Annotated in this window: 13 protein-coding genes; 4 read left to right on the top strand and 9 right to left on the bottom strand. The window is 69.1% G+C overall.

The features are described from left to right. Positions 1–2: 2 nt before the first annotated feature. Positions 3–1,187 (bottom strand): hypothetical protein, encoded by a 1,185-nt coding sequence (locus tag VT85_RS22575; protein WP_068420238.1) that lies wholly within the window; start codon positions 1,185–1,187, stop codon positions 3–5. A 231-nt stretch (positions 1,188–1,418) separates the two neighbouring features. On the opposite strand from VT85_RS22575, the gene VT85_RS22570 reads away from it, so the two are divergent. Then, positions 1,419–2,891, top strand: coding sequence for a phytoene desaturase family protein (locus tag VT85_RS22570; RefSeq protein WP_068420236.1), 1,473 nt, complete (start codon positions 1,419–1,421; stop codon positions 2,889–2,891). Between the two features lie 154 nt (positions 2,892–3,045). Here the strand turns inward: VT85_RS22570 and VT85_RS22565 are convergent, their stop codons facing one another. The 3 genes from VT85_RS22565 to VT85_RS22555 form a co-directional block, all read right to left on the bottom strand. Then, positions 3,046–4,587 carry a sialate O-acetylesterase gene (locus tag VT85_RS22565; protein WP_068420234.1) on the bottom strand — a complete coding sequence of 514 codons (1,542 nt, stop codon included), beginning with the start codon at positions 4,585–4,587 and terminating at the stop codon, positions 3,046–3,048. A 184-nt stretch (positions 4,588–4,771) separates the two neighbouring features. Continuing rightward, a complete protein-coding gene (locus VT85_RS22560; RefSeq protein ID WP_068420232.1) occupies positions 4,772–5,200 on the bottom strand; it encodes a zinc ribbon domain-containing protein in 429 nt (142 codons plus the stop codon). A 9-nt stretch (positions 5,201–5,209) separates the two neighbouring features. Further along, a complete protein-coding gene (locus VT85_RS22555; protein ID WP_068420230.1) occupies positions 5,210–6,685 on the bottom strand; it encodes an alpha-L-fucosidase in 1,476 nt (491 codons plus the stop codon). Positions 6,686–7,056: 371 nt separating this feature from the next. On the opposite strand from VT85_RS22555, the gene VT85_RS22550 reads away from it, so the two are divergent. From VT85_RS22550 to VT85_RS22540, 3 genes are all read left to right on the top strand, one after another. Then, positions 7,057–7,263: a hypothetical protein gene (locus VT85_RS22550; protein WP_156513035.1), complete on the top strand. Its 207-nt coding sequence runs from the start codon at positions 7,057–7,059 to the stop codon at positions 7,261–7,263. 115 nt (positions 7,264–7,378) lie between these two features. Further along, complete coding sequence (locus tag VT85_RS22545) at positions 7,379–8,467, top strand: DUF1559 domain-containing protein (RefSeq protein WP_068420226.1); 1,089 nt, start codon at positions 7,379–7,381, stop codon at positions 8,465–8,467. Positions 8,468–8,614: 147 nt separating this feature from the next. Continuing rightward, positions 8,615–9,946, top strand: a complete 1,332-nt coding sequence (locus VT85_RS22540) for a Gfo/Idh/MocA family protein (protein ID WP_068420224.1) — start codon at positions 8,615–8,617, stop codon at positions 9,944–9,946. A gap of 203 nt (positions 9,947–10,149) precedes the next feature. On the opposite strand, the gene VT85_RS22535 is transcribed toward VT85_RS22540, so the two are convergent. The 5 genes from VT85_RS22535 to VT85_RS22515 all read right to left on the bottom strand — a co-directional run bounded on the left by VT85_RS22535 (position 10,150) and on the right by VT85_RS22515 (position 16,989). Next, a complete protein-coding gene (locus VT85_RS22535; protein WP_068420222.1) occupies positions 10,150–10,623 on the bottom strand; it encodes a hypothetical protein in 474 nt (157 codons plus the stop codon). A 103-nt stretch (positions 10,624–10,726) separates the two neighbouring features. Beyond that, the gene (locus VT85_RS22530) at positions 10,727–11,863 is read right to left on the bottom strand and encodes a DUF1559 domain-containing protein (RefSeq protein WP_068420220.1); all 1,137 of its coding nucleotides are present in this window, start codon (positions 11,861–11,863) and stop codon (positions 10,727–10,729) included. Positions 11,864–12,109: 246 nt separating this feature from the next. After that, positions 12,110–13,771 carry an acyltransferase family protein gene (locus VT85_RS22525; protein WP_068420218.1) on the bottom strand — a complete coding sequence of 554 codons (1,662 nt, stop codon included), beginning with the start codon at positions 13,769–13,771 and terminating at the stop codon, positions 12,110–12,112. Between the two features lie 819 nt (positions 13,772–14,590). Continuing rightward, on the bottom strand, positions 14,591–16,408 hold the full coding sequence (locus VT85_RS22520) for a DUF2207 domain-containing protein (protein ID WP_068420216.1): 1,818 nt from the start codon (positions 16,406–16,408) through the stop codon (positions 14,591–14,593). Further along, the gene (locus VT85_RS22515; protein WP_068420214.1) at positions 16,405–16,989 is read right to left on the bottom strand and encodes a LemA family protein; all 585 of its coding nucleotides are present in this window, start codon (positions 16,987–16,989) and stop codon (positions 16,405–16,407) included. Before VT85_RS22515 ends, VT85_RS22520 begins: the two co-directional genes overlap by 4 nt. Positions 16,990–17,108: the final 119 nt, after the last annotated feature.

Here is a 17,108-nt window from a genome sequence, read left to right as displayed (position 1 = left end):
GCTCAGGGGGTCAGTCGGAGCAAGACGCCCTGGCCCGGCGCGAGCCAGATGTTTTCGCCGTCGTAGGATTGGAGGGCGCCGGAGTAGGGGGAGACCTGCTCGATCTTCGACGGCGGGGTGCGGAACTTCGGCCGGCACGCGACGGACTCGGTGAAGCTCTTGTCGACGATCATGACGTAGCGAGAGCCGTCCTCGTGGGTGAACTCGCCGACGAGCATCGGGCCCTCGATCGACTCGACTAGGGATTGTTCGCCGGGGGCCTGGCCGCCGGTCGGGACCTCGCCGAAGTGGTACACGGCGTCGGACCGCAGCTTCAGGAGCGTCGGGGCCAGGCGGGCGACCTGGAGGTTGACGTTCTGGAGCTTGGCCCAGGTCGGCGTCTCGTTGCCGAACTGGTCGATCGGTCCCATGCGGAAGTTGCCGATGGCGGGGCTGAAGTAGGTAAAGTAGGCGATCCCCCGAGCGCCGTAGGCCAGCGAGGTGTAGACCTGGAACCGGATGTCGGCGGACGTCGACTCGCGGTAGTTGAAATGGGACGTGGTCAGGATGATGTTCCAGAACGGGATCTGGTGCTCCAGCCCGGCGCGTCGCATCGACTCCAGGTTGGCGAAGTAGCTGGGACGGAGCCCGCCGCCGTCGAACAGGGCGTAGTGGTCGTAGCTCAGGATCGGCGGATGGCACGTCTCGACGAACGCCTTGAGGTGCGACTCGTAATCCGGCGTCCCGAGCTGCCCCGGATCCGCGTAGTTGGGGAGCAGGTTGATATACGGCCAGGCGCCGGGATGAAGCTCGCGGATCGCGTCGGCCACGACGGCGAGGCCCGGGAAGACGGCCGCCGAGGGCTCGTCGCGGAGCAGGTAGCCGAAGACCGCCGGGTGGTCCTTCACCTCCCGGATCAGCGACTCGACACGAGGCCTCGCGACGGCCGGGTCGACCTTCGCCCAGTCGTAGCCGGCCGTGCGTGCGTCGCTGACGATCGCCTTGAGGCCCGCGTCGCGGCACGCGTCGAGCGCCGCCGGCTCGACGAACCCCGCCACGGTGAGGCCGCACTCGCGCATCCGCTTCAGCACCGCCGGATCGTTCGGCGCGTGGTTCCACGCCATGAGCGGGAAGAACGCCTCCTCGGCGTAGGAGGGGGTGCAAGTCGCCAGGACAACCGCCGTCGCAAGCACGCTTCGCCAGGACATGATTCGGACTCCCGTCGGGGGCCGTCGCGTCGAATCCGTCGCCGCCGCAGACCCCCCTGGATCACTCATCTCGTCATCGAGACCGGCGCGATCCTACAGCGCCCCGCGAGGGAAATCATCAGTCCGGCGGCCGGCCCCTCGCCCCCTCCCTAGAATGAGTCGCGGTTCGCAAACCGTCGCGAGGGGAGTCTCCGGGCGATGCGGCCGGGTCGGTCTGATGGAGCGGGAAGCATGTATGACGTGGCGATCGTCGGCGGGGGGATCGCCGGCGTGGCGACGGCGGCGCGGCTGCAACGGCGAGGACTCTCGACGATCGTGCTGGAGGCCCACGGCCAGCCGGGGGGATGCGCGGGGTTCTTCCGGCGTCGAGGATTCTCGTTCGACGTGGGCGCCACGACGCTCGTGGACTTCGGGCCGGGCGGGGTCGGGGGGGCGCTGCTGGAGGAGATCGGCTCGCCCCCGCTGGAGCGCGAGGAGTTGCAAGGTTACGTCGCCTGGATGCCCGACCGCGTGGTGACGCTCGACCGCGACCCGGCGGCCTGGGCGGTCGAGCGCGCCCGCGCCTTCGGCGACTCGCCGGCCCACCGCGAATTCTGGGCGCTCCTCGACCACCTGGCGGCGGCCTTCTGGCGAGCGAGCCGTCGCGGCGTCAAGCTGCCGATCCAGGGCGTCGGCGACGCGATCCAGGCCGTGCGGGCGCTCGGATTGAGGAACCTCGGCCTGGCTCGCTATCTGAACTGGACGCTGGCCGACGCCCTCAAGCGGGCGGGACTGGCGGACGACCGGCCGCTGGTCGCGATCCTCGGGATGCTCGTCGAGAACGCCGTGCACAGCACGGTGGCCGACGCCCCGCTGGTCAACGCCGCGCTCGGGGTGACGATCTGGGGGGCCGGGCAGAGCCGGGCGAAGGGGGGGATGCGCGGCTTCTGGCAGGCCCTCGCGGGCCGCTATCGCGAGCTGGGGGGCGAACTGCGGGTGGGCCGGGCGGTCGAGCGCGTCGAGGGCCGAGAAGGGGCCTTCCGCGTCGTCACCCGCAAGGAGACGGTCGAGGCGGCGCGGTTGGTCCTGGCCGTCCCGATCGCCACCGCGTCCCGGATCGGCCCTCCCGGACTCGCGGCGGCCCTCGCCCCCTATCGCGAGCGCGACGACGACGCGGCGGGGGGGGCGGTCGTCGTCTATCTCGGCGTCCCGGAATCCGAGGTCGCCGGCCAGCCGTTCCAGCACCACCTGGTTTTGGAGGATTACGACGAGCCGCTGGGCGACGGAAATAATATGTTCATATCCGTCTCCGGCGAGGGGGACCTCGGCGCCGCTCCGGCGGGCTGCCGGACGGTCGTGATGTCGACGCACTGCGAGCTGGGCCCCTGGGAAGGACTCTCGCCGGACGTCTACGCCGCGCGAAAGCAGGAGGCGGGGGAGCGGCTGATCGGCCTGGCCCGTCGGGTCTATCCCGACCTGGGACGGAACGCCCTGGTCCGCGAGTTCGCCACGCCGGCGACCTACGAGCGCTACACCCGAAGGCCCCGAGGGGCCGTGGGAGGGGCGAAACTGAGCCTGGCCAACGCCAACCAGAACGCGGTCCCGCAGGACGTCGGCGTCGCCGGCGTCCGACTGGCCGGCGACGGCACCTGGCCCGGCCTCGGCACCGTCGCCTGCTGCCTCGGCAGCCTGATCATCGCCGACGATTTCGCCGGCCCTCGCTGACCTCACGGGCCGAAGGCCGGATGCGAAGGGGCCGTAGCCCCCTCGTCGCGGATGAACCGGAACGCCGACGGCCATCGCGCCGGCCTTGCCCGTTCGGTGAGCGGGGAAGGACGTCGTTCGGGCCGTCGGCCTCATTCCGGGACGGACGCGAATCTCAGCGGGTGTTGTTCGCCGTGACGCCCGGCCAATCGTCGGTGCGGAACGGGGTGGTGGGGAGGCCGGCGGCGCTGTACATGTTGCAGACCGGGTTGTCGGCCCAGGCGTAGCGCACGGCCTCGGGCTGGGAGACCTGATCGGACCAGACCTCGACCTTGTCCGGGCCGACGATCTTGGCCTGCGCCCAGACGAACTTCCGGTCGGCCCCGGCGATCGCGAAGCCGCGAGGCTCGGCGACGTCGAAGGGGCGGAAGCCGCCGGCGACGTGGTCGAAGGTCAGGACGATCTTGCCGTCCTTCTTCTCCATCGACTTGTAGGTCGGGCTCTGGCAAGGCACCTTCACGCCGTAGTCGCGCGCCAGCGCCCAGCGGGCCAGCCGCTTGCCGACGTCCGACTTGTTCTGCGGGTGGATGTCCTTCCCCTCGCCGATGTCGATGATGACGGCCTCGCCGGTGTTGGGCAGGCGGCCCATCGTCATGGTCTGGGCCTCGCGCAGCTCGGCCCAGGCGCTGTCGGCGGGCTCGGGCTTCTCGCCCATGAAGTCGGCGAGCTGGACCCAGTAGAACGAAAAGTCGCCCTGGCCCCAGAGGTCGCGCCAGGTCTGGATCATGAGCGGGAACATGTCGCGATACTGATAGGCGCGGCCGGCGTTGGACTCGCCCTGATACCAGATGGCCCCCTTGATCCCGTAGCCGACGGTGGGGAGGAGGACGCCGTTGTAGATGTTGCCGGGGCGGGCGTTCCCCTTCATCAGGCCGTCAGGGTCCTGATTCGGGCCGGGGCCGGGCTTGTCCTCGGCCTTCGCCTTGGCCCTGGCGTCCTCGTAGGCCTTCTTGGCGGCCTCATAGCCCTTCTCGCGCTCTTCCCAGGAGGCGAGCAGGTCCTTGTACTTGGCGTCGGCGGCGAGTCGATCGCGGGGGATCCAGGCCTCGCAGGCCGAGCCGCCCCAGGCGTCGTTGATCAGGCCGACGGGGACCCCCAGCGTCTCCTGGAGCTGCTTGCCGAAGAAGTAGCCGACCCCGGAGAACGGGCCGACGGTCTCGGGCGAGGCGACCTTCCACTCCCCCCGGAAGTCCTTCTGCGGCTCCTGCGTGCCGACCTGCGGCACCGAGATGATCCGGATGTTCGGGTTCTTGGCCGCGAGGATCGCGAGGTCGCCGTCGATCGAGTTATTCAGCGACCACTGCATGTTCGACTGGCCCGAGCAGATCCAGACCTCGCCGACGAGCACGTCGCCGTAGGTGATCGAGTTCTTGCCCGAGACGGCCAGTTCGAACGGTCCGCCGGCCTCGACCGGATCCAGGACGACCTTCCACGTCCCGTCGTCGCCCCCCTTGGTCGTCTTGGTCTGGCCGTGGAACTTGACCGTGACCTCCTCGCCCGGCTCGGCCCATCCCCAGACGTTCAGCGGAAGCTGGCGCTGGAGGACCATGTGGTCGCTGAAGATCGACGGCAGCTTGACGTCCGCCCGGGCCGTCCCGAACGCCGCCAGCGCCGCGGCCAGCCCCGCCGCCGCCCGGAGTTTCCTCATTCGAAGCATTGCGCAGCCCTCTCCTCGCATCAACGCGCGGTTGAATCCTCTTCGACGCCGGGCGCGACTCCGCCCCGACCCATCGACCACCACTCTACGACGCCGCAAACCCGGATTGAAGACGCCGGCGGCTCGATGCGAGCTTGACCCGATCCACGTTCCGCCGGCCGGAGAGGGCGACGACGTCGGCCCCTCAATCCAGAGGCTCGCGGGCGGGCTTCGGCTTGGCGTCGAGCGCGGAGCCGCAGCCGGGGCAGAAGTTGAGGGGCGTCGGCCAGTGGCGCGCCGACAGCTTCACGCCGCAGCGATCGCAAAACTTCGTCGTCCTCCCCGCCGGATCCCGAGCGAGCCGGAAGGCGAGGAGCGCGATGACGAACATCGGCGTCATGGTGACCCAGAGCGGCAAGTGGTGGGACGAGCCCCAGAACTTCATGAACGCCGCCGGTACGGCCACCGACAGGATGAAGGCCAGGACCTGGGACGGCTCCAGCCACTTCCGCCGGAACGGGCCGTCTCCCTTCAGATGGAAGACGAGGCCGGCCGCGAGCACGACGCAGAGCCAGGTCCCGACCAGTACGGCGGCGACGAGGGCCTCGGATGAATATGAAGTCGAGGTGGTCATCTCAGGTCCTCAATGGCTGTCGGCCCGGCTGTTGAAGAGGGCGAACTCGGAGATGGCCGGGCAGGCGGCGGCTTCGAGGACGCGGAGGCGGACGCGGCGGGCGGTGGTCGGCTCGGTGAGCCGGATCAGCCGCTGTGACCCGATGCTGGTGGCGGTGGCGAGCTGCTTCCAGGCGGTCCCGTCCCAGGCGTCGACGGCGATCCGGTCGACCCGCTGGCCGAGCGGGAGATGCTCGCGGACGCGGATCACGTCGAAGGGGGTCGCCCCGCCGAGGTCGAGCGTCAGCGCGGCGGTCGTCGCGCCGTCGTCGGTCGACCAGTAGGTGTCGGGGTCGCCGTCGACGGCCCGGCCGGGGGCGAACGCGGGATCGTCGCCGCGGGTCTGGTCGGCGGTCGCGGTCGCGCCCCGGGCCAGGTCGCGGGCGAAGACGTCGTCGAGCCGCCGCCGCCAGTCCTTGATCGCGCGGGCGTCGGCCTCGTGGATCCGGCCTCGGCGGTCGGGGGGGATGTTCAGGATCAGGTTGCAGCCGCGGCCGACCGAGTCGAAGTACAGCCTGTCCAGGCGGTCGACCGACTTCACCGCCTGGTCCTCGGCCGCGTGGTAGAACCAGCCGGGACGGATCGAGACGTCGACCTCGGCGGGGAGCCAGACGGGGCCGTCGCGCATCCCGACGTTGAGGATCTCGCCCGGCGTCTTGCCGACGGCGAAGCCCGCGGGGTCGAACGTCGACCAGCAGGTGTCGCCGGCCACGCCCGATTCATTGCCCACCCAGCGCACGTCCGGGCCGAGGTCGCTGAAGATGCAGGCGTCGGGCTGAAGCTCGCGGACCAGGGCGATCGTCCTGTCCCACTCGTAATAGGTGAGGGCGTCGATCTTGCGCGTCGTCCGCGCGCCGCCGTAATAGCCGTCGCCGCCGTTGGCCCCGTCGAACCAGACCTCGAAGATCGGCCCGTACTCCGTGAGCAGCTCGCGGAGCTGATCGCGGTAGTAGGCCACGTATTCGGGCTTGCCGTAATCTTGATGGTTGCGGTCCCAGGGGGAGAGGTAGACGCCGAACCGGAGCCCCTGGCGCTTGCAGGCGTCGGAAAGCTCGCGGACGACGTCCCCCTTGCCGTCGCGCCACGGGCTGTTCTTGACCGAATGCTCGGTGAACTTGCTGGGCCAGAGGCAGAAGCCGTCGTGGTGCTTGGCCGTGACGACCAGGCCCCGCATGCCGCCCGTTTTGAGGTCGGCGACGATCGCGTCGGCGTCGAAGTCGGTGGGGTTGAAGAGCGCGGGGGATTCGTCGCCGTATCCCCATTCCTTGTCGGTGAACGTGTTCGGGCCGAAGTGGAGGAAGGCGTAGGTCTCCAGCCCTTGCCAGCGGAGCTGCCGCGCGGTCGGGACCGGCGGCCGAGGCTCCGGCGGCGCGGCGGCCTCGGCCGGGGGCCGCCAGGCGGTGAGGAGCAGGAAGGACGCCAGGACCAGGCGGCGCGTGGGGCTCATCGCTCGAATCTCTGGAGGGGAGTTTCGCGGCGCCGACCCCCGCGGTCGGCCGATTTCCATCGTCGCCGCTCCGGCGCCCCATCGCCACCCGAAACCCGGCGCCCGGCCTTCGGATCGTCCCGGGCGGGCGCATCGAATCGCTCCGCTCCGCGGCGGGCCGGGAGGGCCCGAACCGAGGTGGTTTTAATTTTCGCCGTCTCGGTGGTTAAAGCTGGATATCTCGATTCCGCTCGTCTATGAATCGATCATTCACGTGCAGACTCCACCGATCCCGAGTCGGCCTGTTCACGGCGTCCGGCTCGTCGTCCCGGCCCATTGCAGGGAACGACGGTGGTCCTCCCAAGCTCATCGATCCAGCGGAGCAAACACTCATGCGTCATGGGTTGCGGCAGATCCTGGGACGAACCTGTTGCCTCCTGGCGGTCCTCGGACTGCTCGTCGCGGCGGTCCCGGGGTGCGGGGACGGCGGCGATTCCGCGACCGGCGGCGACGACGCCGGCGTCCCGCCCGTCCTCAAGAAGTCGAACGACCAGATGGAGAACTTCATGAAGTCGCAGAGGGAGGCCAAGAAGAAGTGAGCCCGGCGCTCCCGAGGGCGTCCCGTCGCGGGTTCGCCGGAGCGTCGTTTCGCGACCGAGCCGATCTCGTCGATCATCCCCGTCCGTCTTCCGTCCGTTTCCCAGGGAGGTTCCCGTGAGGATTGCCGCGAAGCGAGGTTTCACGTTGATCGAGCTGCTGGTGGTCATCGCCATCATCGCCGTCTTGATCGCGCTGCTGCTGCCCGCCGTCCAGTCGGCACGCGAGGCGGCCCGCCGCGCCCAGTGCCTCAACAACCTGAAGCAGCTGGGCCTGGGCCTGCACAACTACCACTCGACCCACAACTCGTTCCCGCTGGGGGCGAGCCGGAACCCCTACACGACGACGGCCACCACCATGGAGCTCTGGAACAACTGGAGCGCCCAGGCCCTGCTCCTGGGCTACATCGAGGGCTCCCCGATCTACTCGGCCTGCAATTTCAGCTTCGCGCCGGAATGGGCGAACAACTACGGCTTCCTGGTCAACTCGACCGCGACGTACACGAAGGTCACGGTGTTCCTCTGCCCCTCGGACGGGAACGCGGGCAAGCAATCGACGGGCGAGTCCTACGGGGCCAACAACAGCTACGCGGCCAGCATGGGGACGTCGACGATCGGCTATCCCGAGGCGACCCCCAACGCCGCGAACGCGCAGATCAGCTCGGGCCTGTTCGCGTATCAGCGGTCCTACGGGGTCGGCGACGTCACCGACGGCACCTCCAACACCATCGCCTTCTCCGAATGCATCGCGGACGACAGCGACGGCAATTACTCGAAGCGACCGGGCAAGGGGACCGGCGGGGCGGGCAACCTCACGGCCGTCTACCTCACCGACGTCGGCACGGCGGGGGTCCCCGCCGTCATGAACGACATCCTGCTCTGCACGACCAAGTACCAGAGCGACGGCGGGGGCACCCAGGGCGCAGGCTTCCGGTGGTCGACCGGGGCCATGGGCTACACGATGTTCAACACCGTCGTGCCGCCCAACGGCGGCGGGACGGTCAAGTGGGGGGCCTGCCGGAATAATTGCTGCCCCCAGGCCCGACACGCGGACTACGTCAACGCTTCCAGCTTCCATTCGGGCGGCGTCAACGCCTGCATGGGCGACGGCAGCGTGAAGTTCATCAAGAACTCGGTGGCCATGAGCGTCTGGTGGGCCCTGGGGACCCGCGCCGGCGGCGAGGTCGTCAGCTCCGACGCCTATTGACCGGCCCCCATACCGGCCCCGCCCCTCGGGGATTCTCGGGGGGCGGGGCCGGGTGCATAAGAAATCCCTGCCGAGTTGCGTCGGCGTCCGGCGGCCTTTAGGATGGCGCCATCCCGCCTTCCCGTTTCAAAGCACGGAGCCGTGTCGATGCCCACCCCCCAGATCAGTCGCCGTTCCGCCCTGAAGGGCCTCGCCGCCGGGGCCGCCGCCTTCGCCGCCCCCGGCGTCTTCCGGAAGCACGCGTTCGCCGCCCCCAGCGAGACCCTCCGCCACGCCAGCTTCGGCGCGTCCGGCATGGCGCTCGCCGACGTCCGCAGCCTGGCGGCCAGCCCCCACTTCAAGCTGGTGGCCGTGGCCGACGTCGACCTCGCCCGCACCGGCGAGATCAAGAGCCTCTTCCCGGACGTGAAGATCTACCAGGACTGGCGCGAGCTGCTCGACAAGGAGAAGGGCCTCGACTCGGTCAACGTCTCCACCCCCGACCACATGCACGCCCCGATCGCCATGAGCGCCATGCAGCGCGGGCTGCACGTCTACGGCCAGAAGCCGCTCACGCAGACGATCTATGAGGCCCGTCGGCTCACCGAGGCCGCGGCCCGAGACAAGAAGCTCGTCACCCAGATGGGCATCCAGATCCACTCGCACCCGGTCCATCGCCAGGTCGTCGCGACCATCCAGGCGGGCCTGATCGGCAAGGTGAAGGAGGTCCACAGCTGGAGCGGCAAGGACTGGGGCGACCGCAACCCCCGGCCCGACCGCCAGGACCCGGTCCCGGCCGGGCTGAGCTGGGACGGCTGGCTGGGCGTGGCCGCCGAACGGCCGTTCCTCGAAGGCTACTACCACCCCGGCAACTGGCGGAAGCGGCTCGATTTCGGGACCGGCACGTTCGGCGACATGGGCTGCCACATCCTGGACCCGGTGTACGAGTCGCTCGCCCTCACCGCGCCGAAGTCCGTCCGCTCCGACGGCGACGCCCCCGGCGCCGACAGCTGGGGCCTCGACAACCGCGTCCACTACATCTTCCCCGCCACGCCGCACACCGCCGAGGAACTCTCCCTCCACTGGTACAACGGCGCCAATCGGCCCTCCGACGAGGTCAAGGCGCTGCTGGGCGGCCGCGGGCTGGCGGACCAGGGCTCGCTCTACGTCGGCTCCGAAGGGGTCCTCTACTCCCCCTACATCGACTCGCCGGTGCTCTTCCCCGCCGACAAGTTCAAGGACGTCAAGCTCCCCGAGGCGGCCGGCGCCGACCACTACGTCCAGTTCCTCGACGCCTGCCGCGGCGAGGGCCGGACCTCGGCCCCCTTCGCCTACTCCGGCCCCCTGACCGAGATGGTCCTCCTGGGCTGCCTCGCCACCCGGTTCCCCCACACGACCCTCGAATGGGACGCCCCGAGCCTCAAGGTCACGAACTCCCCCGAGGCCTCCGCCCTGGTCCGCAAGAAGTACCGCGGCGGCTGGGAAGTCGAAGGCCTCTGAGAGTCCTCCCACCCGGCCCCCTTCCTCCGTCGCGGGGGAAGGGAGGCCGCGGGGCCGGATGAGGGGGAAGTCGCATTCGAAGGATGGCGTCCCTGCTCGTCCCCCGCGCGGGGGGACGCTTTGGAAAGTCCGCCTTCCGACCTTGGCCCAGCTCAGGGCCGATCGTCCAGAAGCGGTTGGCGGAGACGCCGCGCTTCGGGGGGTCACGCGCCCAGGGCGGCTTTGAGGGCGGCCTTGAGCTCCTCCTTGGCGTTGGGGGGGATTTCGGAGTCGGCGTCGATGGCGGCGACGAGCTTCGCGAGGACGTCCTGGGGCGCGGCGTCTTCGATGAGCCTGGCCTTCTTGGCGATGTTCTGCGCCAACTCCTCGGTCGACATCCCCTTCACGCCGCCGTCGGCGTCGCGCGCGGCGAACTCCTCGCCGTACTTGGCGGCGGCGGCCGACTCCTTGTCGCCGTCGTCGGGGTCTCGGCCGGCCTTGGCGTTCGCCTTGGCCTTGGCGTTCACCGGGGGCTTGCGGAGCGCGGCCTTGTAACGGACCAGTAGCTCCTGCGAAAGATTCTCAGGCGTGTACCGGGACAGCTCCTTGAGGTGGGAATCGTCGTCGCCGCAACCCGCGAGGAAGAGCGAAACGATCATCGCCAGGGCCGCCGGCGCGAGGAGGGAGGGAGTGCGCATGGCTTGAAGCTCGTTGGGGCAGAGGGGGGCGCCCGCGACCGCCGCCTCGTCGAGAATCGGGCGCGATCGCGGGCGATTCGAGTTCCTTCGGAGAAAGGCCGGATCAGTACGAGTCGGCGCTGACGACCTCGCCGCCGTTGCGGGTGCCGAGGGCCCACCAGGTGGGCAGGCTGATCGAATTCTTGATGAACCGGACGGAGCCGTCCATCATCGCCGCGACGACGCCCCCGGGGTGGTTGCTGGTCGGGTTCATGGCGCCGTCGCACTCGTGGCAGCGAAACGTGTCGGAGTAGTAGCAGACGACGGGGGAGACATTGGGGGGGAAGACGGTGGAGAACGTGTGCTTCTGCCAGCCGTCGGCGAACGACCAGGTCATGCCCCGCTCCTCGGTCCACGCCGGCCAGTTGTAGGCCGTCGCCAGCCCTTCGCGGACGACGATGTCGATGTAGGCGTCGTAGTTGTCCATGTAGTCCGAGTCGAGCGACCGGAGGTTCCGGCGCGGGTCGCGGTTCGTCCCGGTGCCGTTGCTCACGAGCGACTCGCTGAACGCCAGCGTGTTCGAGAAGCCGTCGGTGAACGAGCCGGCGCTGAAGCTCCGGTTGGTGTTCGCCCGCCACTTGGCGCTCCACGGCCCGTTCTCATTCATCCGGGACGACGAGATGAAGCCGGTCGACGCCGGCGGCGAGGCGGCGTTGGTCGACGGCGCGCCGGGCATCAGGTAGTTCCGCGGCACGCCGCAGCTCGCCACGTAATTGAAGTTCCCCCAGTTCACCCCCAGATAGGTGTTGCGCTCGCCGTCGGACGGGCAGAGGAACGCCGAGACCGATGCGAGGCTCGACGTGATGTTCGGCCCCTGCCGCGTCTCCATCTCCGTCCAGCCGTTCGTGTAGCCGAAGTTGATCGAATTGTACATCGGCATCTGTTCGACGAACGGCAGGATCACGCAGTACCACGAGCGGTTCCCCGACGAGCCGTTGGCCGGGCCGTCCCACTCGCTCGACCGCCGGAACATGTGCAAGGGCGTCGTCGTGTTCACGTCCATGTAATTCGCCGACGCCAGCGCCAACTGCTTCAGGTTGTTCGTGCACTGCGCCCGACGCGCGGCCTCGCGCGCCGCCTGGACCGCCGGGAGCAGAAGCGCGATCAAGACGGCGATGATCGCGATCACCACCAGCAGCTCGATCAGCGTGAAACCCAGCGGTCGGGAAGGTCGGGAGACGAGTCGGTTCGATCGTTTCATGGCTCGAAACCTCATCACGAAGATGAAAGAATCCGGCCTCTCGGCGCTGCGGGGAGCCGCGCCCAGGGTCGCCCGTCGAGGCGAGGAACGCCTGGAATATCAGTCATCCCGTTAAGATGTCCTTCAGACAAGCATCCTCGCTTTATGGCGCAACGTAACAGAACTCTTCTCCGATTCAAGTGGTCGGCCGATGAAATTCCCTGAATCTCTCGTCGAGCCCGAGGGGACCTCCTCGACGCGGAGCCGTCACGCGGGGACCGCCGACGCCTCCATGCGCGCCGGCCTCGTGCGCGGGCCGTTGAGGAACCGTCCCAGCCAGGTGTAGCGCACCAGGGTCTGGTACGTCCACAACAGGAAGGCGGTCACGACCACGACGATGAGCAGGAATTTCGCCAGGGCCGGGATCGGCCAGTCTCGCACCACGTACTGCGCCCCGATGATCAGGGGGAGGTGGGCGACGTAGAGCCAGTAGGCCGAGTCCGACAGATACCGCATCCTCGCGTTCTCGGCCGGGTGGGCCCGCCGGAACATCCCCATCAGGCCGAACGTCATGAGCCACGGGTAGGCCGCCTGTAAGAAGATCGAGAGGATTCGGCTCGACCGCGGCCCGAGCCCGATCCCTAAAGGCCCGGGCCATCCCGCCGCCAGGGCCGTCCCCAGCGGGAAGACGACGAGGAGCCCGATCGCGACCGGCAGCCACCAGGCCTCGCCGACGCGGCCGGATCGGTCGTCGGCCCGGTAGTAAAGCGCCCCGAAGCCGAAGAAGATCGCGTAATAGGCCAGGACGTGCGGGATCGGCAGGAGTCCGCTCGAGGAATCGGGCCCGAAGAACGGCGACGTTCCCCCGCCCCCCATGAACGCCTGCGGGAGCATCGTCAGGGGGACCAGCCAGAGGTATCGGGCGGGCGAGAGGACCAGCCAATCCGGCGTGCGGGCCGACGGAAGCCTTGCGACGAGGGCGGAGACGGCCGCGTAGCCGAGGACGAGCCACCAGAGGAACCAAAGGAACCAGAGGTGGCTGAAGACGGGGATCAGCATCAGCAGCTCCCCCAGCCCCAGTTGCTTCCCCGCCGTCGCGCCGTGGCTCCGCAGGAGTTCCGCGATCGCGGCCTTGCGGCCGCCCAGCCCGTCCTCGTCGAGGTCGAGCTTGAGGAGCGACGCGTAGTAGCGGGTCGTCTCCTCGTCGAGCGACGCGACATCCAGGGGCGTGTTGCCGGTTTTGTTCATCGCGTCGAGCTTCGCTCCGGCTCGCACGAGCGCCTCGACGACTTTCTCATGGCCCAGGAAGGCCGCCGCGTGCAGCGCCGTCCCGCCTTCCCGGTCGGCGGCGTTCACGTCGGCGCCGCGCGCGAGGAGCAGCTCGACGGCTTCGGCCCGACCGCCGGCCGCCGCCCAGAGCAACGGTGCGCCGCCTTGTTTGGGGTCCGGGTCGTTCACGGCCGCCCCGCTCGCCAGCCGCCGCTCGATGCCGTCGAGGTCGCCGACTCGCGCGGCCCCCCAGATGTCCGTCGCCTCGGCGTCGGACCGCGACGCGTCGCCGGGCTTGCCGACGGCGGACGAGAGCGCGACGCCGGAGATCCAGTTCGTGAGCGGGACGATGGTGACCATCCCCAGCAGCAAGGGGAGGAACACCCTGCGGAACCGATGCTTCACCAGCGCCCCGCGACCCCGCCGTTGCAGCAGCATCGCGCTGAAAAACCCGCACATGACGAAGAACAGCGGCATCCGAAAGCCATGGATCGCCGAGAAGAGGATCCCGAATCCCGAAGCTTGCCGACGATCCGCCACCATCCAGAACGAGGGGAAAAACGAGAGCGACCCATGCAGGACGATGCCCAGCAACATGGCCCAGGCTCGCAGGGCGTCCAGGTCGGCTCGACGGTCGGCGGCGGAGGTTTGGATGCTCATGGAAGACGTTCGCCCCGCCTCGTTCATTATTGAATTGAGCCAGCCCTTCCCGACCCCGGAGACCAATCGCGAAACCTAAGACGACCCAGAGACCGCCCGGACGTCCCGGCCGCGCCACGGGTTGGGCGAGCGGAGCAACGTCGAGTGCATTCGCCAGAGCACCCCGAGACGAGGCGGAAAGCGGCCGATCCTCGTCTCCCCTGGGGAATCCGGTTGTACTGTGCCAGATACGGGATGTTGCGGAACGACGTCACGGGCGGATCGTCGAGGGTCATGAGGCGTCGATGCTTCGCGCCGGTTTCGCTCAAGCGGCGCGGCCCCGAGGAACATCCCGAGGCATGGCGAAAGGGAGACTCCTCACTTAACACCACCACCTCAAGGGGGTCGGGAGGCGGCGAACGGGGCACCACGGGTTCTCTGAACCGGTGGACCGGCCGGGGAGTCGGACGACGGCTCGGGACCGGCCCGACGCCGATCCACGGGTTCGCGGAACCCGTGGCACCCGAGGAGATTCCGCCGGAACTCGGTGGCGTTGAGTGAGGAGTGTCGCGAAAAGCGCCGAACGAAGCCAATTTCGAGGCCCGAGAATCCAGCCGAAAGGACATGCAGCAAAAAGCTTTGCGATCAATGGCTTCGTTCGTGGGCGGGGGCGAACGAAGCCACTGGCGAAGAACGGGGGGCTCCATGACGAATCGAGGAAATCGTGACGAACGAAGCCGATTTCGGCTCCCTGATTTTGGCCTAAGTTTCATTCAGGTTGAGCTTTGCGGCCGATGGGTTCGTTTCGGAGGTCGCGCGAACGAAGCCAAATCTTCGGGGTCACCAGGAGGAGCCGCCGCCGCCGCCGAAGCCGCCGCCGGAGGAGCCGCCGCCACCGAAGCCGCCGCTCGACCAGTTGTAGCCGGCGCCCCGGCCGGAGGAGCCGCCGCCGGTGGAGCGGGGTTGGGTGGGGAACGTCCGGTTCATCGACCACATCGAGCGGTCCATGTCGTTGACCAGGACCCAGGTCGAGAAGTTGCCGGGGTCGGCCGGGCGGTACCAATCGGGGGGCTGGCGGTAGAGGTCGGCGAACGCCTTGCCCCAGCGGTCGGACAGGCCGAAGATGATCGCGTAAGGGAGCAGCCGCTCGAAGATCCCCTGGCGCTCCTGCTCGCGGATGTCGTCGACCTCGGCCCGGCGGATGTACTCCTCGAGCCCGGCGATCTTCTCCCAGGCGATCCGCCCCTTGCGCGTCTTCCGCGACATGTAACGGCTCGTCGCGACCACCGTCAGGGCCGACAGGATCAGGGCGACGATCACCGGGAACACGAAGATCCGGGAGAGGATCACGAGCTGGATCACGGCCGTCAGCCCGACCGCCGCGGCCACGGCGACCAGGCCCCCGACGAGGAAGCCCGTGCGCACCGACTGCGGGTTGCCGTCGAAGTACCGGTCCCGAGTCAGGATCTCATACAGGTAGTTCGTGACCACCGGCAGCACCGGGTAGAACTTCTCGCGGAGGTCGCTGAGGAGGACCTGGTCGCCGTCCCGGAAGATCCGGTCGAACAGCATCTTCTCGAACATCTTGAGCCCCTTCGGCTCGCGGATCTTGACGAACCGGGTGTCGGCTCCGGAGGAGAACCAGCCGCTGCGGGGGACGTCCTCGATGCGGAGATACCCGCGCACGGCGAGGTCGATGATCGTGGCGGAGACGTCCTTCATGTCGACCTGCTCGTCGACCAGCGTGCCGACCTCGGCCGGGGTCAGGCCGTCGGGGGGCTCGTAGCCGACGACGATGGTCCCCATCCCGGCCAGGTCGCGGCCCCTGGCGAACCAGGTGAGGAAGCAGAGGGCCGCGGTGATCGGGAAGACGACGTACGGGAAGTTGTCCATGAGCCACCAACCCAGGCGGCGGGCCGGGCCGGGCCGGGCGACGGCGTCGGCCGGCATGGTGACCTCGACGGTGATCCCCTCGCGGGCGGCGAGCCGGCCGGTCTCGTACTCGATCGTCCGGGCGTCGACCCGGCGCTTGCGGAAGTCGCGCCCGGAGACCCCGAAGCGGCCCACCCAGGCGTCGTACGAGACCTGGGAGTCGTCCAGGTCGCGGGGCAGGTGGACCGTCACCTTCGACTGGGCGATGGGGACCTGCCACTCGGTGCCGGTGGCGTTCCAGCGCAGGACGGCCCGGCCGCCGTCGGCCCAGGCCTGGTTCCCCTCCCAGAGGACGGCCCGCTGGACGTGGTAGCGGATGCGGTACCGGTTCCGCCCCTGGACCTCGTAGTCCGGCGAGCCGATCCGGATGCGGACCAGGTTCGACTCGTACGAGACCGAGGTGGGATACGACCGCCCCTCTCCGTCGTCCACCCCCAGGAGCCGGAACCGCAGCGAGTACTGGTGCACGCCGACGGCGTAGCGGATGGGGATCTCGCGGAGGATGCCGTGTTTGGGGACCTCGAAGTCGGCGTCGACCGTCTCCACGACGTCGAGCCCGGCGTCGGCCCCGATGGCCGCGTCGACGTCGAAGGCGGCGATCGTCCAGCCGTCGTCGCCCCGCGCGGGGGGGGCCGCGAAGGACGCGAGCAACCCCAGCGCGAAGGCCGCCGCGAACGCCCGCCCGGCCCGACTCATCAGCGTCTTCAAGGCCGTCGTCCCTTTCATCCCGGCGTCCCCGCAGGCCCGGACGCGGCGTCGAAGCTCACGCGAGGGGTGGCGCGCTCCCCCTCCTCGATCTGGAAGAAGGCCCGGGGCGAGAAGCCCGAGGCCGAGGCCACCAGCGACGACGGGAAGCCCTCGATCAGCGTGTTCAGGTCGCGAATCACGGCGTTGTAGTAGCGCCGGGCGTACTGGACGTGGTTCTCGACGTCGACGAGGGACCGATGCAGCTCCTGGAAGTTTTGCCCGGCCTTCAGCTCGGGATAGGCCTCGGCCACCGCGAACAACCGGCCCACGGCTCCCGAGAGGGTCTGCTCGGTCGCCCCGCGCTCGGGGACCGTGCCGGCCTGCGTCGCCTTCGTCCGCGCCTGGACCACTTCCTCCAGCGTCGCGGACTCGTGCCTGGCGTAGCCCTTGACCGTCTCGACCAGGGCCGGGACGAGGTCCCACCGCCGCTTCAGCTGGACGTCGATGTCGCTCCACGCCCCATCGGCCCGTCGGCTCAGGCTCACCAGCCGGTTGTACGTCCACGCCAGGTAGACCAGCGCCAGCCCCACCACCCCGGCCACAATCCAGAAGACCGTCACGGCAACGCCCCTTTCCCCGCCCGGAGCCTCCCCATTCGCCACGCGTCCATCGTATTCCGCCGCCCCCCCGGGACGAAGACCCTAAGCCGCCGAGTTTCCGGAATCGTCCCGCTCGCCTC

The organism is Planctomyces sp. SH-PL62, from assembly GCF_001610895.1.
Classification (GTDB): Bacteria; Planctomycetota; Planctomycetia; order Isosphaerales; family Isosphaeraceae; genus Paludisphaera.
This window is presented reverse-complemented; position numbering and strand designations above follow the sequence as displayed.